The 18,026-nt window shown below is 36.1% G+C and carries 15 protein-coding genes; all 15 read left to right on the top strand.

Going from position 1 to position 18,026, the window contains the following annotated elements; translation table 11 throughout:
• Positions 1-81: 81 nt before the first annotated feature.
• Positions 82-1,500: a cell division protein FtsA gene (ftsA, locus tag MUA90_RS09210; RefSeq protein WP_262586472.1), complete on the top strand. Its 1,419-nt coding sequence runs from the start codon at positions 82-84 to the stop codon at positions 1,498-1,500.
• 29 nt (positions 1,501-1,529) lie between these two features.
• Complete coding sequence (gene ftsZ, locus MUA90_RS09205; RefSeq protein ID WP_262586470.1) at positions 1,530-2,696, top strand: cell division protein FtsZ; 1,167 nt, start codon at positions 1,530-1,532, stop codon at positions 2,694-2,696.
• A gap of 224 nt (positions 2,697-2,920) precedes the next feature.
• A complete protein-coding gene (gene pgeF, locus MUA90_RS09200) occupies positions 2,921-3,709 on the top strand; it encodes a peptidoglycan editing factor PgeF (protein WP_262586468.1) in 789 nt (262 codons plus the stop codon).
• 18 nt (positions 3,710-3,727) lie between these two features.
• Positions 3,728-4,402: a YggS family pyridoxal phosphate-dependent enzyme gene (locus MUA90_RS09195; RefSeq protein WP_232167132.1), complete on the top strand. Its 675-nt coding sequence runs from the start codon at positions 3,728-3,730 to the stop codon at positions 4,400-4,402.
• A 5-nt stretch (positions 4,403-4,407) separates the two neighbouring features.
• Complete coding sequence (locus tag MUA90_RS09190) at positions 4,408-5,016, top strand: cell division protein SepF (protein ID WP_262586467.1); 609 nt, start codon at positions 4,408-4,410, stop codon at positions 5,014-5,016.
• An 11-nt stretch (positions 5,017-5,027) separates the two neighbouring features.
• Positions 5,028-5,321, top strand: coding sequence for a YggT family protein (locus MUA90_RS09185; protein ID WP_105993881.1), 294 nt, complete (start codon positions 5,028-5,030; stop codon positions 5,319-5,321).
• A gap of 124 nt (positions 5,322-5,445) precedes the next feature.
• Positions 5,446-6,171, top strand: a complete 726-nt coding sequence (locus MUA90_RS09180; protein WP_262586466.1) for a YlmH family RNA-binding protein — start codon at positions 5,446-5,448, stop codon at positions 6,169-6,171.
• Between the two features lie 26 nt (positions 6,172-6,197).
• A complete protein-coding gene (locus MUA90_RS09175) occupies positions 6,198-6,815 on the top strand; it encodes a DivIVA domain-containing protein (RefSeq protein WP_262586464.1) in 618 nt (205 codons plus the stop codon).
• A gap of 234 nt (positions 6,816-7,049) precedes the next feature.
• The gene (gene ileS, locus MUA90_RS09170) at positions 7,050-9,797 is read left to right on the top strand and encodes an isoleucine--tRNA ligase (RefSeq protein ID WP_262586462.1); all 2,748 of its coding nucleotides are present in this window, start codon (positions 7,050-7,052) and stop codon (positions 9,795-9,797) included.
• 202 nt (positions 9,798-9,999) lie between these two features.
• Complete coding sequence (locus MUA90_RS09165; protein WP_262586460.1) at positions 10,000-10,794, top strand: VOC family protein; 795 nt, start codon at positions 10,000-10,002, stop codon at positions 10,792-10,794.
• Between the two features lie 6 nt (positions 10,795-10,800).
• Positions 10,801-11,286 carry a CHAP domain-containing protein gene (locus MUA90_RS09160; RefSeq protein WP_262586458.1) on the top strand — a complete coding sequence of 162 codons (486 nt, stop codon included), beginning with the start codon at positions 10,801-10,803 and terminating at the stop codon, positions 11,284-11,286.
• 117 nt (positions 11,287-11,403) lie between these two features.
• Positions 11,404-11,886, top strand: coding sequence for a signal peptidase II (lspA, locus tag MUA90_RS09155; RefSeq protein ID WP_114603575.1), 483 nt, complete (start codon positions 11,404-11,406; stop codon positions 11,884-11,886).
• Between the two features lie 12 nt (positions 11,887-11,898).
• On the top strand, positions 11,899-12,816 hold the full coding sequence (locus MUA90_RS09150; protein WP_262586456.1) for an RluA family pseudouridine synthase: 918 nt from the start codon (positions 11,899-11,901) through the stop codon (positions 12,814-12,816).
• Between the two features lie 291 nt (positions 12,817-13,107).
• Positions 13,108-17,142 (top strand): type II CRISPR RNA-guided endonuclease Cas9, encoded by a 4,035-nt coding sequence (cas9, locus tag MUA90_RS09145; RefSeq protein WP_262586455.1) that lies wholly within the window; start codon positions 13,108-13,110, stop codon positions 17,140-17,142.
• Positions 17,132-18,007 (top strand): type II CRISPR-associated endonuclease Cas1, encoded by an 876-nt coding sequence (gene cas1 / locus MUA90_RS09140; RefSeq protein WP_262586453.1) that lies wholly within the window; start codon positions 17,132-17,134, stop codon positions 18,005-18,007. Before cas9 ends, cas1 begins: the two co-directional genes overlap by 11 nt.
• Positions 18,008-18,026 lie beyond the last annotated feature (19 nt).

Raw genomic sequence — 18,026 nt, 5'->3', positions numbered from 1 at the left:
TTTATAGTTCACAACCATAGAAACGTATTGTAAACTAACTATAGTGTATTTTTTAAAGAAATTGTCAGGAGGTGCCTATCTATGGAGGAACATTACTATGTAAGTGTAGATATTGGTTCATCTAGTGTAAAAACAATAGTAGGCGAAAAATTTCATAATGGAATTAATGTGATAGGTACAGGACAAACCTATACAAGCGGAATTAAGAACGGCTTAATCGATGATTTTGATTTAGCTAAACAAGCTGTGAAAGATACAATTAAGAAAGCTTCAATCGCATCTGGCGTTGACATTAAAGAAGTCTTCTTGAAATTGCCGATTGTCGCTACTGAAGTTTTTGATGAAACCAATGAAATTGAATTTTATGAAGATACAGAAGTAAAAGGAACACATATTGAAACAGTATTAGAAGGCATCAGAGACAAAAATGATGTTGAAGAAACTGAAGTTGTGGATACATTCCCAATTCGTTTCATCGTTGATAACGATAATGAAGTTTCTGATCCTAAAGAATTGATTGCAAGACACTCTTTAAGAGTGGAAGCAGGCGTCATTGCCATTCAAAAATCAATTCTAGTCAACTTGATTAAATGTGTGGAAGCATGCGGTGTAGATGTATTAGATGTTTATTCTGATGCATACAACTACGGATCAATCCTTACACCGACTGAGAAAGAACTTGGCGCATGTGTGATTGACATTGGTCAAGACTTGACACAAGTGGCGTTCTACGAACGCGGCGACTTAGTGGATGCGGATTCAATTGAAATGGGCGGACGCGACATCACAGACGATGTTGCACAAGGTCTTAACACTTCATTTGATACTGCAGAGAAAGTCAAACATCAATACGGTCACGCTTTCTACAATTCAGCATCAGACCAAGATGTTTTCACAGTAGAACAAATCGATAGCGAAGAGGATGCACAATTTACACAAAAAGATTTAGCAGATATTATTGAAGCACGTGTAGAGGAAATCTTCTTCAATGTCTTCGACTTATTGCAAGAACTCGGTTTAACAAAAGTAAACGGCGGATTTGTTGTAACAGGCGGTTCAGCCAACTTATTAGGTGTTCGTGAATTACTGCAAGATATGGTTAATGAGAAGGTTAGAATACATACACCTTCGCAAATGGGAATCAGAAAACCTGAATTCTCTTCAGCAATTTCAACGATTTCCAGCAGTATCGCTTTTGATGAATTATTAGATTATGTTACAATTAGTAATCATGATAATGAAGAATTTGAAGAAGAAGTCATAGAGTCGAACCCTAAAGAGTATACTGAAAAATCAAGCGGTTTCGACTGGTTCAAGAAGAAACAAAGCAAGCCGTCTCATGACGAGCCTGTTGCTGAAGAACCGACTGAAGGGGATGAAACGGTTTCTGAACCGAAAGAAACACATCCTAAGCAAGATAGTGATTATAACTCAGACCAATCTCATGAGAAACAAGAAGAGAGCAAATTTAAAAAATTATTGAAATCTCTATTTGATTGATTGCCCATTAAAACTAGGAGGAAATTTAAATGTTAGAATTTGAACAAGGATTTAATCATTTAGCGACTTTAAAAGTCATTGGTGTTGGCGGCGGTGGTAACAACGCTGTAAACCGAATGATTGACCACGGAATGGACAATGTTGAATTTATTTCAATCAACACTGACGGTCAAGCATTAAACTTATCTAAAGCTGAGTCCAGAATCCAAATCGGTGAAAAGTTAACACGCGGTTTAGGTGCTGGCGCGAACCCTGAAATCGGTAAAAAAGCTGCCGAAGAATCACGTGAGCAAATTGAAGATGCAATTCAAGGCGCTGACATGGTATTCGTAACTGCTGGTATGGGTGGCGGTACTGGTACAGGTGCTGCACCGGTTGTTGCTAAAATCGCAAAAGAAATGGGTGCTTTAACAGTAGGTGTTGTAACACGCCCATTCAGTTTCGAAGGACGCAAACGTCAAACACAAGCTGCTGCAGGGGTAGAATCAATGAAAGCAGCTGTGGATACATTAATCGTAATTCCAAACGATCGCTTATTAGACATCGTTGACAAATCAACGCCAATGATGGAAGCATTCAAAGAAGCAGATAACGTATTACGCCAAGGTGTACAAGGTATCTCTGACTTAATCGCTGTTTCAGGTGAAGTAAACCTTGACTTTGCAGACGTAAAAACAATCATGTCTAACCAAGGTTCAGCGTTAATGGGTATCGGTGTTTCTTCTGGTGAAAACCGTGCAGTTGAAGCAGCTAAAAAAGCTATTTCATCTCCATTGCTTGAAACATCAATCGTTGGTGCACAAGGTGTCCTAATGAACATTACAGGCGGAGAATCATTATCTTTATTCGAAGCACAAGAAGCTGCAGACATCGTTCAAGATGCGGCTGATGAAGATGTAAACATGATCTTCGGTACAGTAATCAACCCTGAATTACAAGATGAAATCGTGGTAACAGTGATTGCGACTGGTTTCGAAGACAAACCAGCAACACATGCACGCAAACAATCTAATACAGGTTTCGGATCAAGCGCAAGCAGTGCGGGAACTTCAAATGACGAAGGAATCGGACATGCGCCAAGATCTCATAGTTCTGAATCAACAAGCGAACCAAGAACACACACTACTAAAGAAGATGATATTCCAAGTTTCATCAGAAACAGAGAAGAAAGACGTTCAAGAAGAACTAGACGTTAATATCTTTCTATAGAGTTTGCATTGAGCAATCAACCATAGTATCACGCAAGATTAGATGCAACAGGTCATCGAGTGGTCTAGTGAGAACAATAATCTAAAGTGTCATCAGATCGGATGGATCTGGTGACACTTTTTATATATTTGAATTTTGAGTGTGTAAGTCTTACTATTAAGTTGATAAGGTACGTAAGTATAGCATCTATTAATAAACAGGAGAGATAGTTATGCCAGAGAAATTTACGAAGCAACCACATTACTTAGAACATACTGACGCAAAGTCAGATCAAATTACATTGGGATTTACGACAAGAGAAGATGGACAGAGTCCATATCCCAGCAATGCTTTTAATATGGCATTATATATCGACGACAAGGCTGAAAATGTACATGCGCATCAGAAGACACTTGCACAAGCCATCGGCTTTGACAGAAAGCAATGGGTCTTCCCGATACAAACGCATGGCAATCATGTCGTTGAAGTGACAACAAAAGATGCGAATACGAACATTGATACATTAACAGATGCTCTGCACGGTGTAGATGGGCTTTATACGTATGATTCAAACTTGCTGCTGACAATGTGCTATGCAGATTGTGTGCCTGTTTATTTTTACAGCACAAAGCATCATTTTATCGGTCTTGCTCATGCAGGATGGAAAGGGACTGTCGGACGTATTTCTGAGGAAATACTTAAACAAATTGATTTTGATTTAGCAGACTTGAAGGTAGTTATCGGTCCCGCAACTTCGAATAGTTATGAAATCAATGATGATATCAAAGCACAGTTTGAAGCGCTGCCTGTGGATGCAAGTGCGTTTATCGAAACACGCGGAAGCGATCGACACGGAATTGATTTAAAAGAGGCCAATCGCCGATTATTAATTCAAGCAGGTGTACCTGAAGTAAATATTGATGTGACAGAATATGCGACATCTGAAAACTTAGACTTATTCTTTTCATATAGGGTAGAGAAGAGTAAGACTGGCCGGATGTTAGCATTTATTGGACAGTAGAAGTAAGGAGTAATTGAAATGAATGTGAAACAAAATCTAGAACAAATCAACGACCATATTACAAAAAGTTTGGAAAAAGCAAACCGCACTGCCAGACCTAACGTGATTGCTGTAACAAAATATGTTACAATAGAGCGAGCTAAAGAAGCATATGATGCCGGTATCAGACACTTCGGCGAGAACCGTTTAGAAGGTTTCCAAGAGAAGCATGAAGCTTTGCCGGATGACGCTGTTATGCACTTTATCGGCACTTTGCAATCACGTAAAGTGAAAGAAGTTATCGATGACATCGACTATCTGCACGCATTAGATCGCAAAAGCTTAGCAAAAGAGATCAATAAACGTGCATCACATGTTGTGAAATGTTTTGTTCAAGTGAATGTTTCAGAAGAAGAAAGCAAACATGGTCTTGCTTTAGAAGAAGTGGATGCTTTCATCGAATTACTTGAACAATATGAAAACATTAAAGTCGTAGGTCTGATGACAATGGCGCCTTATACTGATGACGAATCAGAAATCAGAGACATTTTTGAAAAACTTAGAAATAAACGCGATGAAATCAAAGCGAAAAACTTAGACTATGCGCCGTGCACTGAATTATCTATGGGCATGAGCAATGATTATGAAATTGCTGCAGAAGAGGGCGCAACTTTTGTACGAATCGGTACTAAATTAGTAGGAAAAGAGGAGTGAGCCACTTGGCTTTAAAAGACCTATTTAGCAATTTTTTTGTGATAGAAGAGGAAGAAGAAGTTGCTGATCACCAGCAGCAAAACAGAAACAGAGTACAAGCTGAACCAGAGCCTGAGCCGCAACCAGAACAACCTTCTCAAAGTCAGCAAACATCACCGCAACAAAACAATAATTACTATAATGAAAGACAGCGTGCAATTAAGACTGTCCCGAAACGTCAAACGCAAGGTAAAAGATTGCAGTCGTCTTCCAACGAAAGGAAGTATCATATGGCTAATCAAACATCCAATGATTCTGCTAGAAATGTCGTGAATATGAACGCAGCGAACTTGCACGAAAGTTCAAAAATGTGTTTATTCGAGCCGCGCGTGTTCTCAGATACGCAAGATATTGCGGATGAGTTGAAAAACAGACGTGCCACACTTGTGAACTTGCAGCGTATTGATAACGTATCCGCAAAAAGAATTATCGATTTCTTAAGCGGTACAGTTTATGCAATCGGCGGGGATATTCAACGTGTAGGTAATGATATCTTCTTATGTACACCGGATAATGTAGAAGTTGCCGGCAGTATTACAGAAGACTTAGACACGTCAGAATTTGATTATGAATGAGGTAAACGTCTATGAGTTTAGTTGGATTTTTAAGTCTTGTATTTAGTGTGATAGAGATATTGCTTACGGTATATTATTGGGGTATGATTATCTACTTCTTTATGTCATGGATTCCAAATGCACAAGGTTCAGCCTTCGGCAGATTCCTGCATAAAATCTACGAACCGTTTTTAGCACCGTTTCGTAAAATCATACCGCCGATCGGTATGATTGATATTTCAAGTATCGCAGCAATTTTTGTCCTTATTTTCTTCCAAAAAGGACTTCATGCTATATTCGTGTTGATTTTACAACAATTAGCTTAATATCATTTCTAAAAAGGTACGCCAAGCTTCAAACGACTAGGCTTACCTTTTTTATTTTGTAAAGAGGTGAATAGACATAGATATCTATCAGCATTTCAGAAGAGAAGAACAACCGATAATTACCATGTTAATCGATAAAGTACAACAAGCCGAGCGCAACTATGCGCCGGTACTGACACATTTCCTAGATCCGCGCGCAAAATATATTTTAGAGGTTATTGTAGGCAGTTATGATGACCTGCATGTCACCTTTAATGGCGGGCAGCCTTCAAGCGAACGCAAACGTGCTGTGATTGCGCCGGATTATTTCACACCGGCAGAGGAAGATTTTGAGCTGGTACTGCTTGATTTAGAATATCCTGAAAAGTTCGCGACAATCGACCACCGCAATGTGTTAGGTACGTTGATGTCTTTAAGTATTGAAAGAGATCAGTTGGGCGATATTATTGTAGGCGATAAAATTCAGTTTATTTTGACAAAGAATATTAAATCGTATATAATGTTGGAATTAAAGCGAATCAAGGGTGTTCCGGTCAAACTGCATGAAGTTCCACTAGAAGATATGATACAATCAAAAGAGAATTGGACTTTACATCAAGCTACTGTCAGTGCAATGCGTTTAGATGTTGTACTGAAGGAAATGATTCGTAAATCACGTTCAATTGCGAAACAATATATTGAAAAGAAACGTATCAAAGTGAATCATACAATTATTGAACGTCCAGATTTCCAACTTGAACCTGGAGATTTGCTGTCGATACAAGGACATGGCCGTGCGAGAGTGACTGAAATCGGTCATAAAACAAAGAAAGACAAACTGCGCATAGTATATGAAACTTTATTCAAATAGTGTATGATTAAGGAGGACAATATAAGATGTCTTTTACACCGAACGAAATTAAAAACAAAGAATTTTCAAAAACTAAGAATGGCCTGGAACCAACAGAAGTCGCTGATTATTTAAGCCAGCTTAGCCAAGAAATTGAACATTTAAAAGAACAAAAGAAACAATTGGAAACAGTTGTTGAAGAAAAAGAAAACAACTTAAAAGCATACAAAGAAGTACAACAATCTGTAAGCGATGCTTTAGTGCAAGCACAAACTGCAAGCCAAGAAACAAAAGCAGCAGCAACGAAAGAAGCTGAAGCGATTGTATCAAAAGCAAAAGCTGAAGCAGATCGTATTGTAAACGATGGTGTGGAAAAAGCAAGAAGACTTTCATTCCAAACAGAAGATATGAAACGTCAATCTAAAATTTTCCGTTCTCGTTTCCGTATGCTGGTTGAAGCGCAGTTGGATTTATTGAAGAATGATGATTGGGATTATTTATTAAACTATGACTTGGATGCACAACAAGTGACAGAAGAAAACTTCCAGCATCTGCATCAAAATGATGTAACTGAACAAGAAAAGCAGCAAGCGCAAGCACAAAAAGCTGAAGCGCAAGAAGGCAGCGAACCTGCACAAGAAGCGAAAGATAAAGAAAATAAATAACAAGCAAAGTCATGAGACAGACGCGTAAGAATTAAGTCGCATATTAACATAACAGCGAGTTAGGGATGGTGTGAGCCTAATATATGTTTAATTCTTATATCACTGTCTTATTCAACATTATATTAGTAAGAATTAAGAGAACTCTAAATTGAGTTAAGCAGGGTGGTACCGCGGTTGTTCGTCCCTGTTAATTGAACTTAGAGTTCTTTTTTATATTTTAAGGAGTGAAAATTAATGAACTACAAAGACACGCTACTAATGCCGAAAACAGACTTCCCAATGCGAGGGGGATTACCTAAGAAAGAACCAGAAATCCAAAAACAATGGGACGAACAAGATTTATATCACAAAATCTTAGAGAAAAACAAGGGAAATGAAACTTATATTTTACATGACGGACCGCCATATGCGAATGGTAACTTGCACATGGGTCATGCCTTAAATAAAATTTTAAAAGACTTCATTGTACGTTATAAATCAATGCAAGGTTATTATTCACCATATGTTCCTGGTTGGGATACTCATGGTTTGCCGATTGAACAAGCATTAACAAAAAAAGGTATTAAACGTAAAGAAATGCCTGTTTCTGAATTCCGTGAATTATGTAAGGAATTCGCTTTAGAACAAATCGAACTTCAAAAGAAAGACTTCAAACGTTTAGGTGTGAATGGCGACTTTAACGATCCATACATCACTTTAAAACCTGAATATGAAGCTGCACAAATCCGTTTATTCGGTGAAATGGCAGATAAAGGTTTAATTTACAAAGGTAAAAAACCAGTTTACTGGTCACCTTCAAGTGAATCTTCATTAGCTGAAGCAGAAATCGAATATCATGATAAACGTTCACCATCTATCTACGTTGCTTTTGATGTAAAAGATGGCAAAGGCGTTGTAGATGAAGATGCGAAATTCATCATCTGGACTACTACTCCTTGGACATTACCTTCAAACGTTGCGATTACTGTACACCCTGACTTGAAATACGGTCAATATAATGTGAACGGTGAAAAATACGTTGTCGGTGCAGACTTAGTTGAAGAAGTTGCAAAAGAACTAGGCTGGGACAAAGATGCCATTGAGTTACAAAAAACATTCACTGGTAAAGAATTAGAATATGTGGAAACACAACATCCGTTTATCGATCGTGTTTCTTTAGTTATCAACGGCTTGCACGTAACAACTGACGCTGGTACAGGTTGTGTTCATACTGCTCCTGGACACGGGGAAGATGACTATATCGTAGGTCAAAAATACGGCTTGCCTGTAATCAGTCCTTTAGATGATAAAGGGGTCTTCACTGAAGAAGGCGGACAATTCGAAGGTATGTTCTATGACAAAGCCAACAAAGCAGTTACTGACTTGCTTAAAGAAAATGGTTCATTATTGAAATTACAATTCATCACACATAGTTACCCTCATGACTGGCGTACGAAAAAACCTGTTATCTTCCGTGCGACTCCGCAATGGTTCGCATCTATCAGTAAAGTACGTCAAGATATCTTAGATGCTATCGAAGATACACACTTCAAAGTAGATTGGGGTAAAACACGTATCTATAACATGATCCGCGACCGCGGTGAATGGGTAATTTCACGTCAACGTGTATGGGGTGTGCCATTACCAGTATTCTATGCAGAAAACGGCGACATCATCATGGACAAAGAAATCATCTACCATATCGCAGACTTATTTGAAAAATATGGTTCAAATGTATGGTTCGACCGTGATGCAAAAGACTTATTGCCTGAAGGTTACACACATCCAAGCAGCCCGAACGGCGAATTCACAAAAGAAGAAGATATCATGGACGTATGGTTCGACTCAGGTTCATCACACCGCGGTGTATTAGAAACACGTCCGGAATTATCATTCCCAGCTGACCTTTACTTAGAAGGCAGTGACCAATATCGCGGCTGGTTCAACTCTTCTATCACAACTGCAGTTGCGACACGCGGCCAATCACCTTATAAATTCTTATTATCTCACGGTTTCGTAATGGACGGAGAAGGTAAGAAAATGAGTAAATCATTAGGCAACGTTATCGTTCCTGATCAAATCGTTAAACAAAAAGGTGCAGATATCGCACGTCTATGGGTAAGCAGTGTGGACTACTTAGCTGACGTTCGTATTTCTGATGAAATCTTAAAACAAACAGCAGATGTTTATCGTAAAATCCGTAACACATTACGTTTCATGTTAGGTAACGTCAATGACTTCAAACCGAATACAGATGCATTGCCTGAATCCGAATTATTAGAAGTCGACCGTTATTTATTGAATCGTTTACGCGAATTCACAGCAAACATCATTAAACATTATGATAACTTCGACTATTTAAACATCTATCAAGAAGTTCAAAACTTCATCAACGTTGAGTTAAGTAACTTCTACTTAGATTATGGTAAAGATATCTTGTACATCGAAAAACAAGATTCACCTAAACGCCGCAGCATGCAGACAGTGTTATACCAAATCTTAGTCGACATGACAAAATTATTAGCACCAATCTTAGCACATACTGCTGAAGAAGTTTGGTCTTATATCCCTCATGTTGAAGAAGAAAGTGTACACTTAGCTAACATGCCGAAAGTTGTTGAACCAGATGCAGAATTACTAGAAAAATGGAATGCATTTATGAAATTACGCGACGATGTCAACCGTGCTTTAGAAAGTGCGCGTAACGACAAAGTTATCGGTAAATCATTAGAAGCTAAAGTGATCATCGGAAACAATGAACACTTTGATGCGAAAGCTTTCTTAAAAGACTTCGAAAACTTGCATCAATTATTCATCGTGTCTCAAGTTGAAGTTGAGGACAAAGTTGAAGATGGTACTGAATACTATCACGGCGACATCAAAGTCGTACACGCCGATGGTGAAAAATGTGAAAGATGCTGGAACTACAGCACTGAACTTGGTTCAGCAAATGGTTTAGATCATCTTTGCCCACGCTGCCAAGGCGTTGTAGCTTCACTTTAATAGTGCAGGCATTAATTAAATAGTACTTACAGTACACACTCTAAAAGCGCTCTGTTAATTCAGAGTGCTTTTTTGGTGCGTACAACTTTTTTTATAAGCGATTTTTTGAGCCAATCATAAGTAATTCAGATTAAAACTCGTTATAATGGAGATTACCCTTATTGAACGTCAATTTGAAAATAGACAGAAAGGAGCGGCGAAATTGAATCAATATCGATTGAAAAATTACGTCAACGGTGTGACCTTGAATGTCAGAGATAAAGAAGCGTTAAAATCTTTCTATGAAGACCTTTTAGGTTTTAATGTGATGAATGAGACGTATACTTCTATACAATATGAAGTAGGAGATTCTGGTCACCGTATTACATTGCGCCAATTAGATCATGGGAGAGAACCGTTGGTGTCTGAAGCAGGACTATTCCATATCGGTATTCGTTTAGGTTCGCATTCCGAATTAGCAGATTTAATGGCGCACCTTACAGAAAATAATATTGTGCTGAACGGTGCAGAACATGATGTCAGTACTTCACTATACTTCAGCGATCCAGAAGGCAACGGCTTTGAATTTTATGCGGATGCGCCAGAAGAAACGTGGGAATTTGATAAAGAAAACCGTGTAATTATGGATACACGTCATTTATATGCATCTAAATTAATGAATCTGCGCAGCCAGCAAGGTTGGCAAGGCATGCCGTCAGACAGTCAAATCGGCAATGTTCATTTGAAGACGGTACGTTTATCTGAAGTCAAAGACTATTATTTAAAACACTTTGGTTTAGAAGAATCATCTTATGTTAATAAGACTTCATTGTTTATGTCTACAGGCGGTTATCATCATAACTTGGCAGTCAATCATTGGATGTCGAGCATGCAGCGGATGGAAAGTGATGATACTTATGGTTTGGCACTGGTAGATTATCATTATCCGGCTACCACACATAAATGGCTGAAAGGACCAGACGGCATAGAATTTCGATTTAATTATCTAGGAGTTTGATAGCGATTGAAGAAACTAATCTCAGCAGGTGCGCTGCTGGTTGTACTTGGAGGTGCTGCTTATGTGGCAGTTGACCATCAAGACGACATTGAACACTATATCAAACAAATGAAACCTGACCCAATGGCCTTCAATCCTTATGATAAAGGGCAATGTACAGATTATGTCTTTGAAAAAGTAAAGAAAGACGGCAATATGATCGGCAAAAGCTGGGGCGATGCGAAGTATTGGCATACTAAAGCCAAAGAAGATGACTATCAAGTGAACCAGCAGCCGAAAGTAAAGTCATTAATGCAGTCGCCTAGAGGAGAACAAGGCCATGTAGCTTACATTGAAGCGATTCATGACAATGGCGCATTATATGTGACTGAAATGAATTACGAGGCACCGCACAAAGTTACTTCACGTACGATTCAACCTGAACGCGTTCAAGATTATCATTATATTCATCCGAAAAAGAATCCGAAAGTGCAAGATACTAAAGATGTTTAATTGATAATTTTAGTATCTGTTCTACTGGCAATTTGTTATAATATACAATGTTGTTAAGAAGAAGTGTGAAGCAAAGATAAGCGCGTGTTTTTATCGGATTGCTTCAAGGAGGAAGACATGAGAAAACCATATTTTATCAGTATCTCATTATTCGTAACACTCGCGATACTGATTTTAGACCAAGTAACCAAAGCATTTATTTCTAAAACTATGTCAGTGGGAGATTCTTATTCGGTAATTCCCGGCTTTTTAAATATTACATCACATCGCAATACAGGTGCTGCTTGGGGAATCTTAAGCGGAAAAATGAGTTTCTTTTTTATTGTGACTATTATTGTCTTAGGTCTGTTAATCTTTTTCTACATTAAAGAAGCGAAAGGCAATTTCTGGATGCAAGTTGCGATCAGCTTGTTATTTGCGGGCGCATTAGGCAACTTTATTGATCGTATGAGAAATGGTGAAGTCGTGGACTTCATTGATACGTATATATTCGGTTATGATTTCCCAATCTTTAATGTCGCAGATGCTAGTTTGACAGTAGGTGTAATTTTAATATTAATCTTGATAATCTTTGATTCGAAGAAAAGCAAAGTGAAGTAAAGGAGTGTTGAAATGACTCAATTTCATTATCAAATAACAGAAGATGAACATGTTGGTCAGCGTATAGATAAATTCTTGCCTGAACAGAACTTAGATTGGTCACGCAGCCAAATCCAAGACTGGATTAAAGAAGATTTAGTGCGTGTGAATAATAAAATGGTGAAAGCCAATTATAAATTAAGAAAAAATGATGCATTAGAAGTGACTGAGAAGGAAACAGTTGAAGCGGATATTAAACCGGAAAACTTAGACCTTGATATCTATTATGAAGATGAAGACGTTGCGATTGTGTATAAACCTAAAGGTATGGTGGTTCATCCATCACCTGGTCATTATACAGGTACATTAGTAAACGGATTAATGTATCAAATTAAAGATTTAAGCGGTATTAACGGTGAAATCAGACCTGGTATTGTACACCGTATCGATAAAGACACATCTGGTTTATTGATGGTTGCGAAAAATGATGTGGCTCACCGCGGCCTTGTAGAACAGTTAATGGATAAAAACGTAACACGTAAGTATACTGCACTTGTTCACGGCAATATCCCGCATGATTACGGTACAATCGATGCACCGATCGGCCGAAACAAAATCGACCGCCAAGCGATGGCAGTCGTCGATGACGGCAAAGATGCGGTTACACACTTTAATGTGTTAGAACACTTTAACAATTACACATTAGTAGAATGCGAACTTGAAACAGGACGTACCCACCAAATTCGTGTACACATGAAATACATCGGTTATCCATTAGTCGGCGACCCTAAATACGGACCAAAGAAAACAATGGATATCGGCGGACAAGCCTTACATGCAGGTGTCATCGGCTTCATACACCCAGTTACTGGTGAATACATCGAAAGAAAAGCACCTCTTCCAGATTACTTTGAGGAAATACTTGAAGATATTCGTAAGAGAGAAGCGTAAATTATAAAAATTAAAGCACTCGACAATCTTTAAATGGTTGCCTAGTGCTTTTGTGTATTATGAAATAAAACAATATAGAATATAACAATGAAAGGATAAAAAAGCATAAAAAAAGAGTCTTGCTGACACAGCAAGACGTTAGCATTTAAGCTACATTTTCGCTTTAAGCTTGTTTTAACTTATTTATGATCTTTTAGAATGAAGTAAACTTCTTTTTAAGAATAACATATTACTTTCTAAATTGAAACAATTTTGAGATAATTGCATTAATAAAACTATACAGGTGATAAGATGAAGAAAACAAACCCGTACATTCTTAGTTTAGACATTGGAACTGCAAGTATTGGATATGCTTGTATGGACTTGGATTTTAATATTCTAAAACACCATGATAAAGATGCAATCGGTGTTTTTATATTTGAAGCTGCTGAAACTGCAGCTGAAAGAAGAGGATTCAGAAATGCAAGAAGACGCAATAACAAAAGAATTAAACGATTAGGTTTATTGCAAGAAGCAGTCGCACCCCTCGTAAAAAACCCTGATTTTTATCAATTATTAAACGTACATAAATGGAAAAATTCGAATGAGGATTTTAAGCACCGCAGTTTATCAGAAGTGATGAAGTCATTAGGTAAAAATCCAAAAGAATACCCTACAATTTATCATTTACAACAAGCTATACAAAAACAACCTGAAAAGAAATTTGAACCGGAATTAATTTTCTTAGCACTTTACCACTTAGTCAAATATCGTGGCCACTTTTTATTTAACAACTTAAATTTTAATCAAGGAAAAACAGTGGATAATGAAGTACAACTATCAGAATTGTTAACCTTGTATCAGAATATCAATCCTTACGAAAATATGATTGCTAATAATGATGTTAGAGTGATTGTTGATACGCTGAAAGATCAGCAATTAACTAGAAAAGATAAACTGAATTATTTAAAGAAGAATGTTTCAAAAGCTCATGCTGAATTGTTCAAAATGCTTCTTGGATTGAAATTTAAACAAAGTAATCTATTTGAAAAAATGGAAAACACTGATGAAATTAAAGATACTACTACTGGTAGTGATTCAATTTCATTATCTGAGGATTATTATGAAAATCTTTCTGAATTTTTATCAGATGAACAGTTGAATTTTATAGAAGCTGCAAACACTTTTAATATGGGAGTTGTATTAGATAGAATTCTAAAGGGTGCTGCAAGTATATCAGCTGCAAAGAGAAGAGATTATGATACATTTAAAGATCAGTTGAAACTTATTAAAGATATAGTTTACAACCATAAGCAAGATAAATATCATGAGTTTTTCGTTACAAGCAAAGAAGATATGAGAGCTTACAATGAGAAACCTGATGCTGCAGCATTTGGTAAACTATCCAAGTTTGATCAATATTTAATTCATCCTAAGGATCAGTATGAAAAATTGATGAAAGATTTAAAAAAACTAGTGCCAAAAGAATATGATGAAGTATTAAATTCAATAGATGAGCACAAGTTTTTAGTTATTCAAAATACGACTGATAATGCGAGTATACCGTATCAAAATAATGTGTTTGAAGCGGAAAACATTCTTAAGAATCAGCAAAAGTATTATCCTGAAATCACTGACGAGATGATAGAAAAAGTCATTACATTGATTTCTTTTAGAATTCCTTACTACGTAGGTCCGCTTGCCCAAAAAAATGGGCAATCAGATTTTGCTTGGATGATTAGAAAATCGGATGATAAAGTTTTACCTTGGAATTTTGAAAAAGTTGTTGACAAATCTCAAAGTGCTGAAAAGTTCATTCGACGTATGACAAGTAAATGTACGTATTTATTGGAAGAAGATGTATTACCGAAACAAAGTTTGTTATATCAAGAAATGGAAGTATTAAATGAGCTTAATAATGTTCAACTTAGAGGGGAAAATGAACCGAAAAATAGAATTCATAGATTAGACCCTAAAGTAAAACAATTTATTTATCAAAAGCTCTTTAAAAAGAAAAAGAATGTATCTCATAAAGATTTAATCACCTTACTTGAAAACTCAGAATTCAGAAATATACTCACTAAAAAGAATGGACAAACCATTAAAGTGTTCGGTACCCAAAATGAGTCGAAATTTGCGTCTAAACTTTCTACTTATAATGACATGAAAGCAATTTTTGGTTCTGTTGAGGATAACCGTAATATGATTGAGGAATTAGTGCTGTGGATTACCATTTTTGAAGACAAAGCGATATTAAAAGAAAAAATTGAAGAAAAATATAAAAACGTGACAGATGAGCAAATTAACCGAATTTTGAAGCTGAACTATTCTGGTTGGGGCAAATTAAGTGAAAAGTTATTAACTAAGGAAGTAAATGGTCAATCTGTGATCGATTTAATGTATAGAACTGAAAATAATTTTATGGAAATCATTACGGATAAATCTTTAGGGTTTGATCAATTTATTAAGAACAGCAATAAGGTGAAAAATGCGAAAATATCTTATAAGGATGTTGCAGAATTAAGAACGTCTCCAGCACTTAAAAAAGGTATATGGAATGCGATAAAAATGGTGAGAGAAATCACTAGTATTTTGGGGGAGCCGGAAAAAATCGTTATTGAATTTGCGACTGAAGATCAAGAAAAAGGAAAACGTCAAAAATCTAGAAGTGAACTTTGGGATGATCTTGTTAAAAAGCATAATTTGAAAAGAAATAAAGAATTCAGTGCGTTATTTGAAGAACTTAAGGCATTTCCTGAATTAGATTTTTCTAATCCAAAGCTGTGGCTCTATATTCATCAAAATGGTAAGTGTATGTATACTAAAGAGTCTATAGACTTGGAAAGATTGCTTTCTGATACAAATGACAGACTTTATGAAATCGATCATATTTTACCTAGAACATTTGTAAAAGATGACAGTATCAATAATAAGGTGCTTGTGAAACAGGATGCCAATCAAAGAAAATCCGGGGATAAAATGCCGCTTGAATTCGTTGATAGTAGAAAGCTAGTACCATTTTGGAGATTACTTCATGAAAACAACTTAATCAGCAGCAGTAAACTGTCTAGATTAATGAAAAAGGAATTTAATGACTTAGACAAAGAAGGGTTCATTCAAAGACAACTTGTTGAAACAAGACAAATCATTTCTCATGTCAGTGACTTTTTAACAGAGGAATATCCATCAACAACAGTAGTACCTATGAAAGCGAATATTGTTTCTGAACTCAGACGCAAGTTTGACATACCTAAAATCCGCCAGCTCAATGATTGGCATCATGCGGTAGATGCTTATCTAAATGGTTTTGTTTATCAAGCAGCACGGGTCTTTTATCCAAATGTTAACTTATTTGAATTTAACTTCAAGTGGGAAAAAGTACGTGAAAAATGGAAACAATTAGGTGATTTTAATAAGAATAATAAAAAAAGAGAATTTTTCTTGTTTAAGCGTATGGAAACTTATGTGAATGAAAATGGTGAAGGTATGATTTCAAAATTGCTTTTTGATTTGGATAACTTTAAGTTCAATTATTCTAGAAAAGTAGAAAGTGCAGAAAGCGCCTTCTACAAACAAAGCGCTTTTTCACCTAAAATTTCGACACCACTGTACGAGTCAAATAAAAACAAGACAGCTGTTTATAAAGAAATGAAAAACAAACGAGGCATTGTAGTAAGTTACGGCCATGTTAAAAAAGGTGAAATAATTGTAGACTATGGCGTCTTTAACGAAACTGTGTTTGATTATGTTAACAGTGCTGATAAAGATATGAATGAGCGTGCCTTAAATATTGTTCGAAAAACATATCCAAAACTTGATGTGAAAGATGCACAGTATTTATTCAGTTTGAATAAAGGAGATGCCATTTATTTAAACAATCATCCGTTTTTATATGTTTCAGCAAAAGAACGTATTAATGGTAAGCAGATAGAACTGGATATTTCTATGCAAAGAAAATTAAAAGAAGCATTGAGTCCATTTAATAAAATGACCGAACAAGAAAAAGTGGAGTTTTATAACCAGTTTGCTGAAAAAGTAATAAAAGAATTTTCACAAAGTTTTGGAGTGAAATCTAGAGAGGATAAAATTGATTTAATAATTAATCAATTTAATGAAACTGATAAGTCTAAAGGATCACTTGTACAATGTATTCTTGAAGTGTTGAAAATGACAAAAGTATCAGCTGATAGATCTTCAAAGTTAAAAATAAGATGGGGAAGTCAAACTCCTAAAACGTTATTAGAACCTGATAAAGAAGCTAAAATAAAATATACGTCAATAACAGGCTTAAAATCTACTAAGCCGAAATCAATTTTTAAACTTGCGGAGTCCAAAAATGAGCTTTAGAACTGTAATTATCACTAAAGAGTCCAAGTTGTCTTTAAGGATGAACCATTTGATTGTAAATGCAGATGAGCTTTATAAGATTCCATTACAAGAAATTTTATGTGTAGTAATTGAAAACCCGAGTGTTTCAATTACGGGACATTTATTAAATGCTTTAGCACAAAATAAAATCATCACCTTATTATGTGATAAGAAACACTTGCCAAATTCGTTTGTGGTGCCAATATATGGGTATCACAAGCAATCTAGGCATATTACTAAACAAATGAACTGGAAGTCAGAATTTAAAGAGGTTTTATGGCAAAGAATTATTAAAAATAAAATTACAAATCAGAAACAAGTTGTTAAATGTTTTTATCGTAATCTGGACACAGGATTTTTGGATAACTGTATTCGTGATACGAAGTTGAATGATAGTACAAACAGAGAAGGTTTAGCAGCGAAGTATTATTTTAATATAATTTTAGATTCAGGTGTATCCAGAAATTCTGAAGAATATGTCAATGCTGGCTTGGATTATGGCTATCAAGTTTTATTAGCAGTCTTTGTAAGAACAATTGTAGCTAAAGGATATTTAAGTGAGCTTGGCATAAAACATAAAAATGAATTCAATCCTTACAATCTAGCATCTGATTTTATGGAAGTTTTTAGGCCGTTAGTAGATTTTCTAGTAATACAAAATGTCCATAAGCAGTTTGAAAAAGAGGAAAAAAGAGCTATTTTAAGTATGTTTGATATGAAAATTAAATTGAATCGTAAGAACTATTATTTGGTTAATGCGATTGAAATATATTTAGACGGTATATTTAAATATTTAGATTCTGGAGATGAAGCCTGTATTAAAATGCCTGTTTTTGAATTTTAACTTAGGTTTCTGAAAGGAG

The organism is Staphylococcus sp. IVB6181, assembly GCF_025561445.1.
Taxonomy (GTDB): domain Bacteria; phylum Bacillota; class Bacilli; order Staphylococcales; family Staphylococcaceae; genus Staphylococcus; species Staphylococcus simulans_B.
The sequence above is the reverse complement of the archived record's forward strand: the minus strand, read 5'-3'. Positions and strand labels throughout refer to the sequence as shown.

Coding starts and splice junctions, on each gene's coding strand:
- ftsA (WP_262586472.1), top strand. CDS start 82: ATGGAGGAACATTACTATGTAAGTGTAGATATTGGTTCATCTAGTGTA.
- ftsZ (WP_262586470.1), top strand. CDS start 1,530: ATGTTAGAATTTGAACAAGGATTTAATCATTTAGCGACTTTAAAAGTC.
- pgeF (WP_262586468.1), top strand. CDS start 2,921: ATGCCAGAGAAATTTACGAAGCAACCACATTACTTAGAACATACTGAC.
- MUA90_RS09195 (WP_232167132.1), top strand. CDS start 3,728: ATGAATGTGAAACAAAATCTAGAACAAATCAACGACCATATTACAAAA.
- MUA90_RS09185 (WP_105993881.1), top strand. CDS start 5,028: ATGAGTTTAGTTGGATTTTTAAGTCTTGTATTTAGTGTGATAGAGATA.
- MUA90_RS09180 (WP_262586466.1), top strand. CDS start 5,446: ATGTTAATCGATAAAGTACAACAAGCCGAGCGCAACTATGCGCCGGTA.
- MUA90_RS09175 (WP_262586464.1), top strand. CDS start 6,198: ATGTCTTTTACACCGAACGAAATTAAAAACAAAGAATTTTCAAAAACT.
- ileS (WP_262586462.1), top strand. CDS start 7,050: ATGAACTACAAAGACACGCTACTAATGCCGAAAACAGACTTCCCAATG.
- lspA (WP_114603575.1), top strand. CDS start 11,404: ATGAGAAAACCATATTTTATCAGTATCTCATTATTCGTAACACTCGCG.
- MUA90_RS09150 (WP_262586456.1), top strand. CDS start 11,899: ATGACTCAATTTCATTATCAAATAACAGAAGATGAACATGTTGGTCAG.
- cas9 (WP_262586455.1), top strand. CDS start 13,108: ATGAAGAAAACAAACCCGTACATTCTTAGTTTAGACATTGGAACTGCA.
- cas1 (WP_262586453.1), top strand. CDS start 17,132: ATGAGCTTTAGAACTGTAATTATCACTAAAGAGTCCAAGTTGTCTTTA.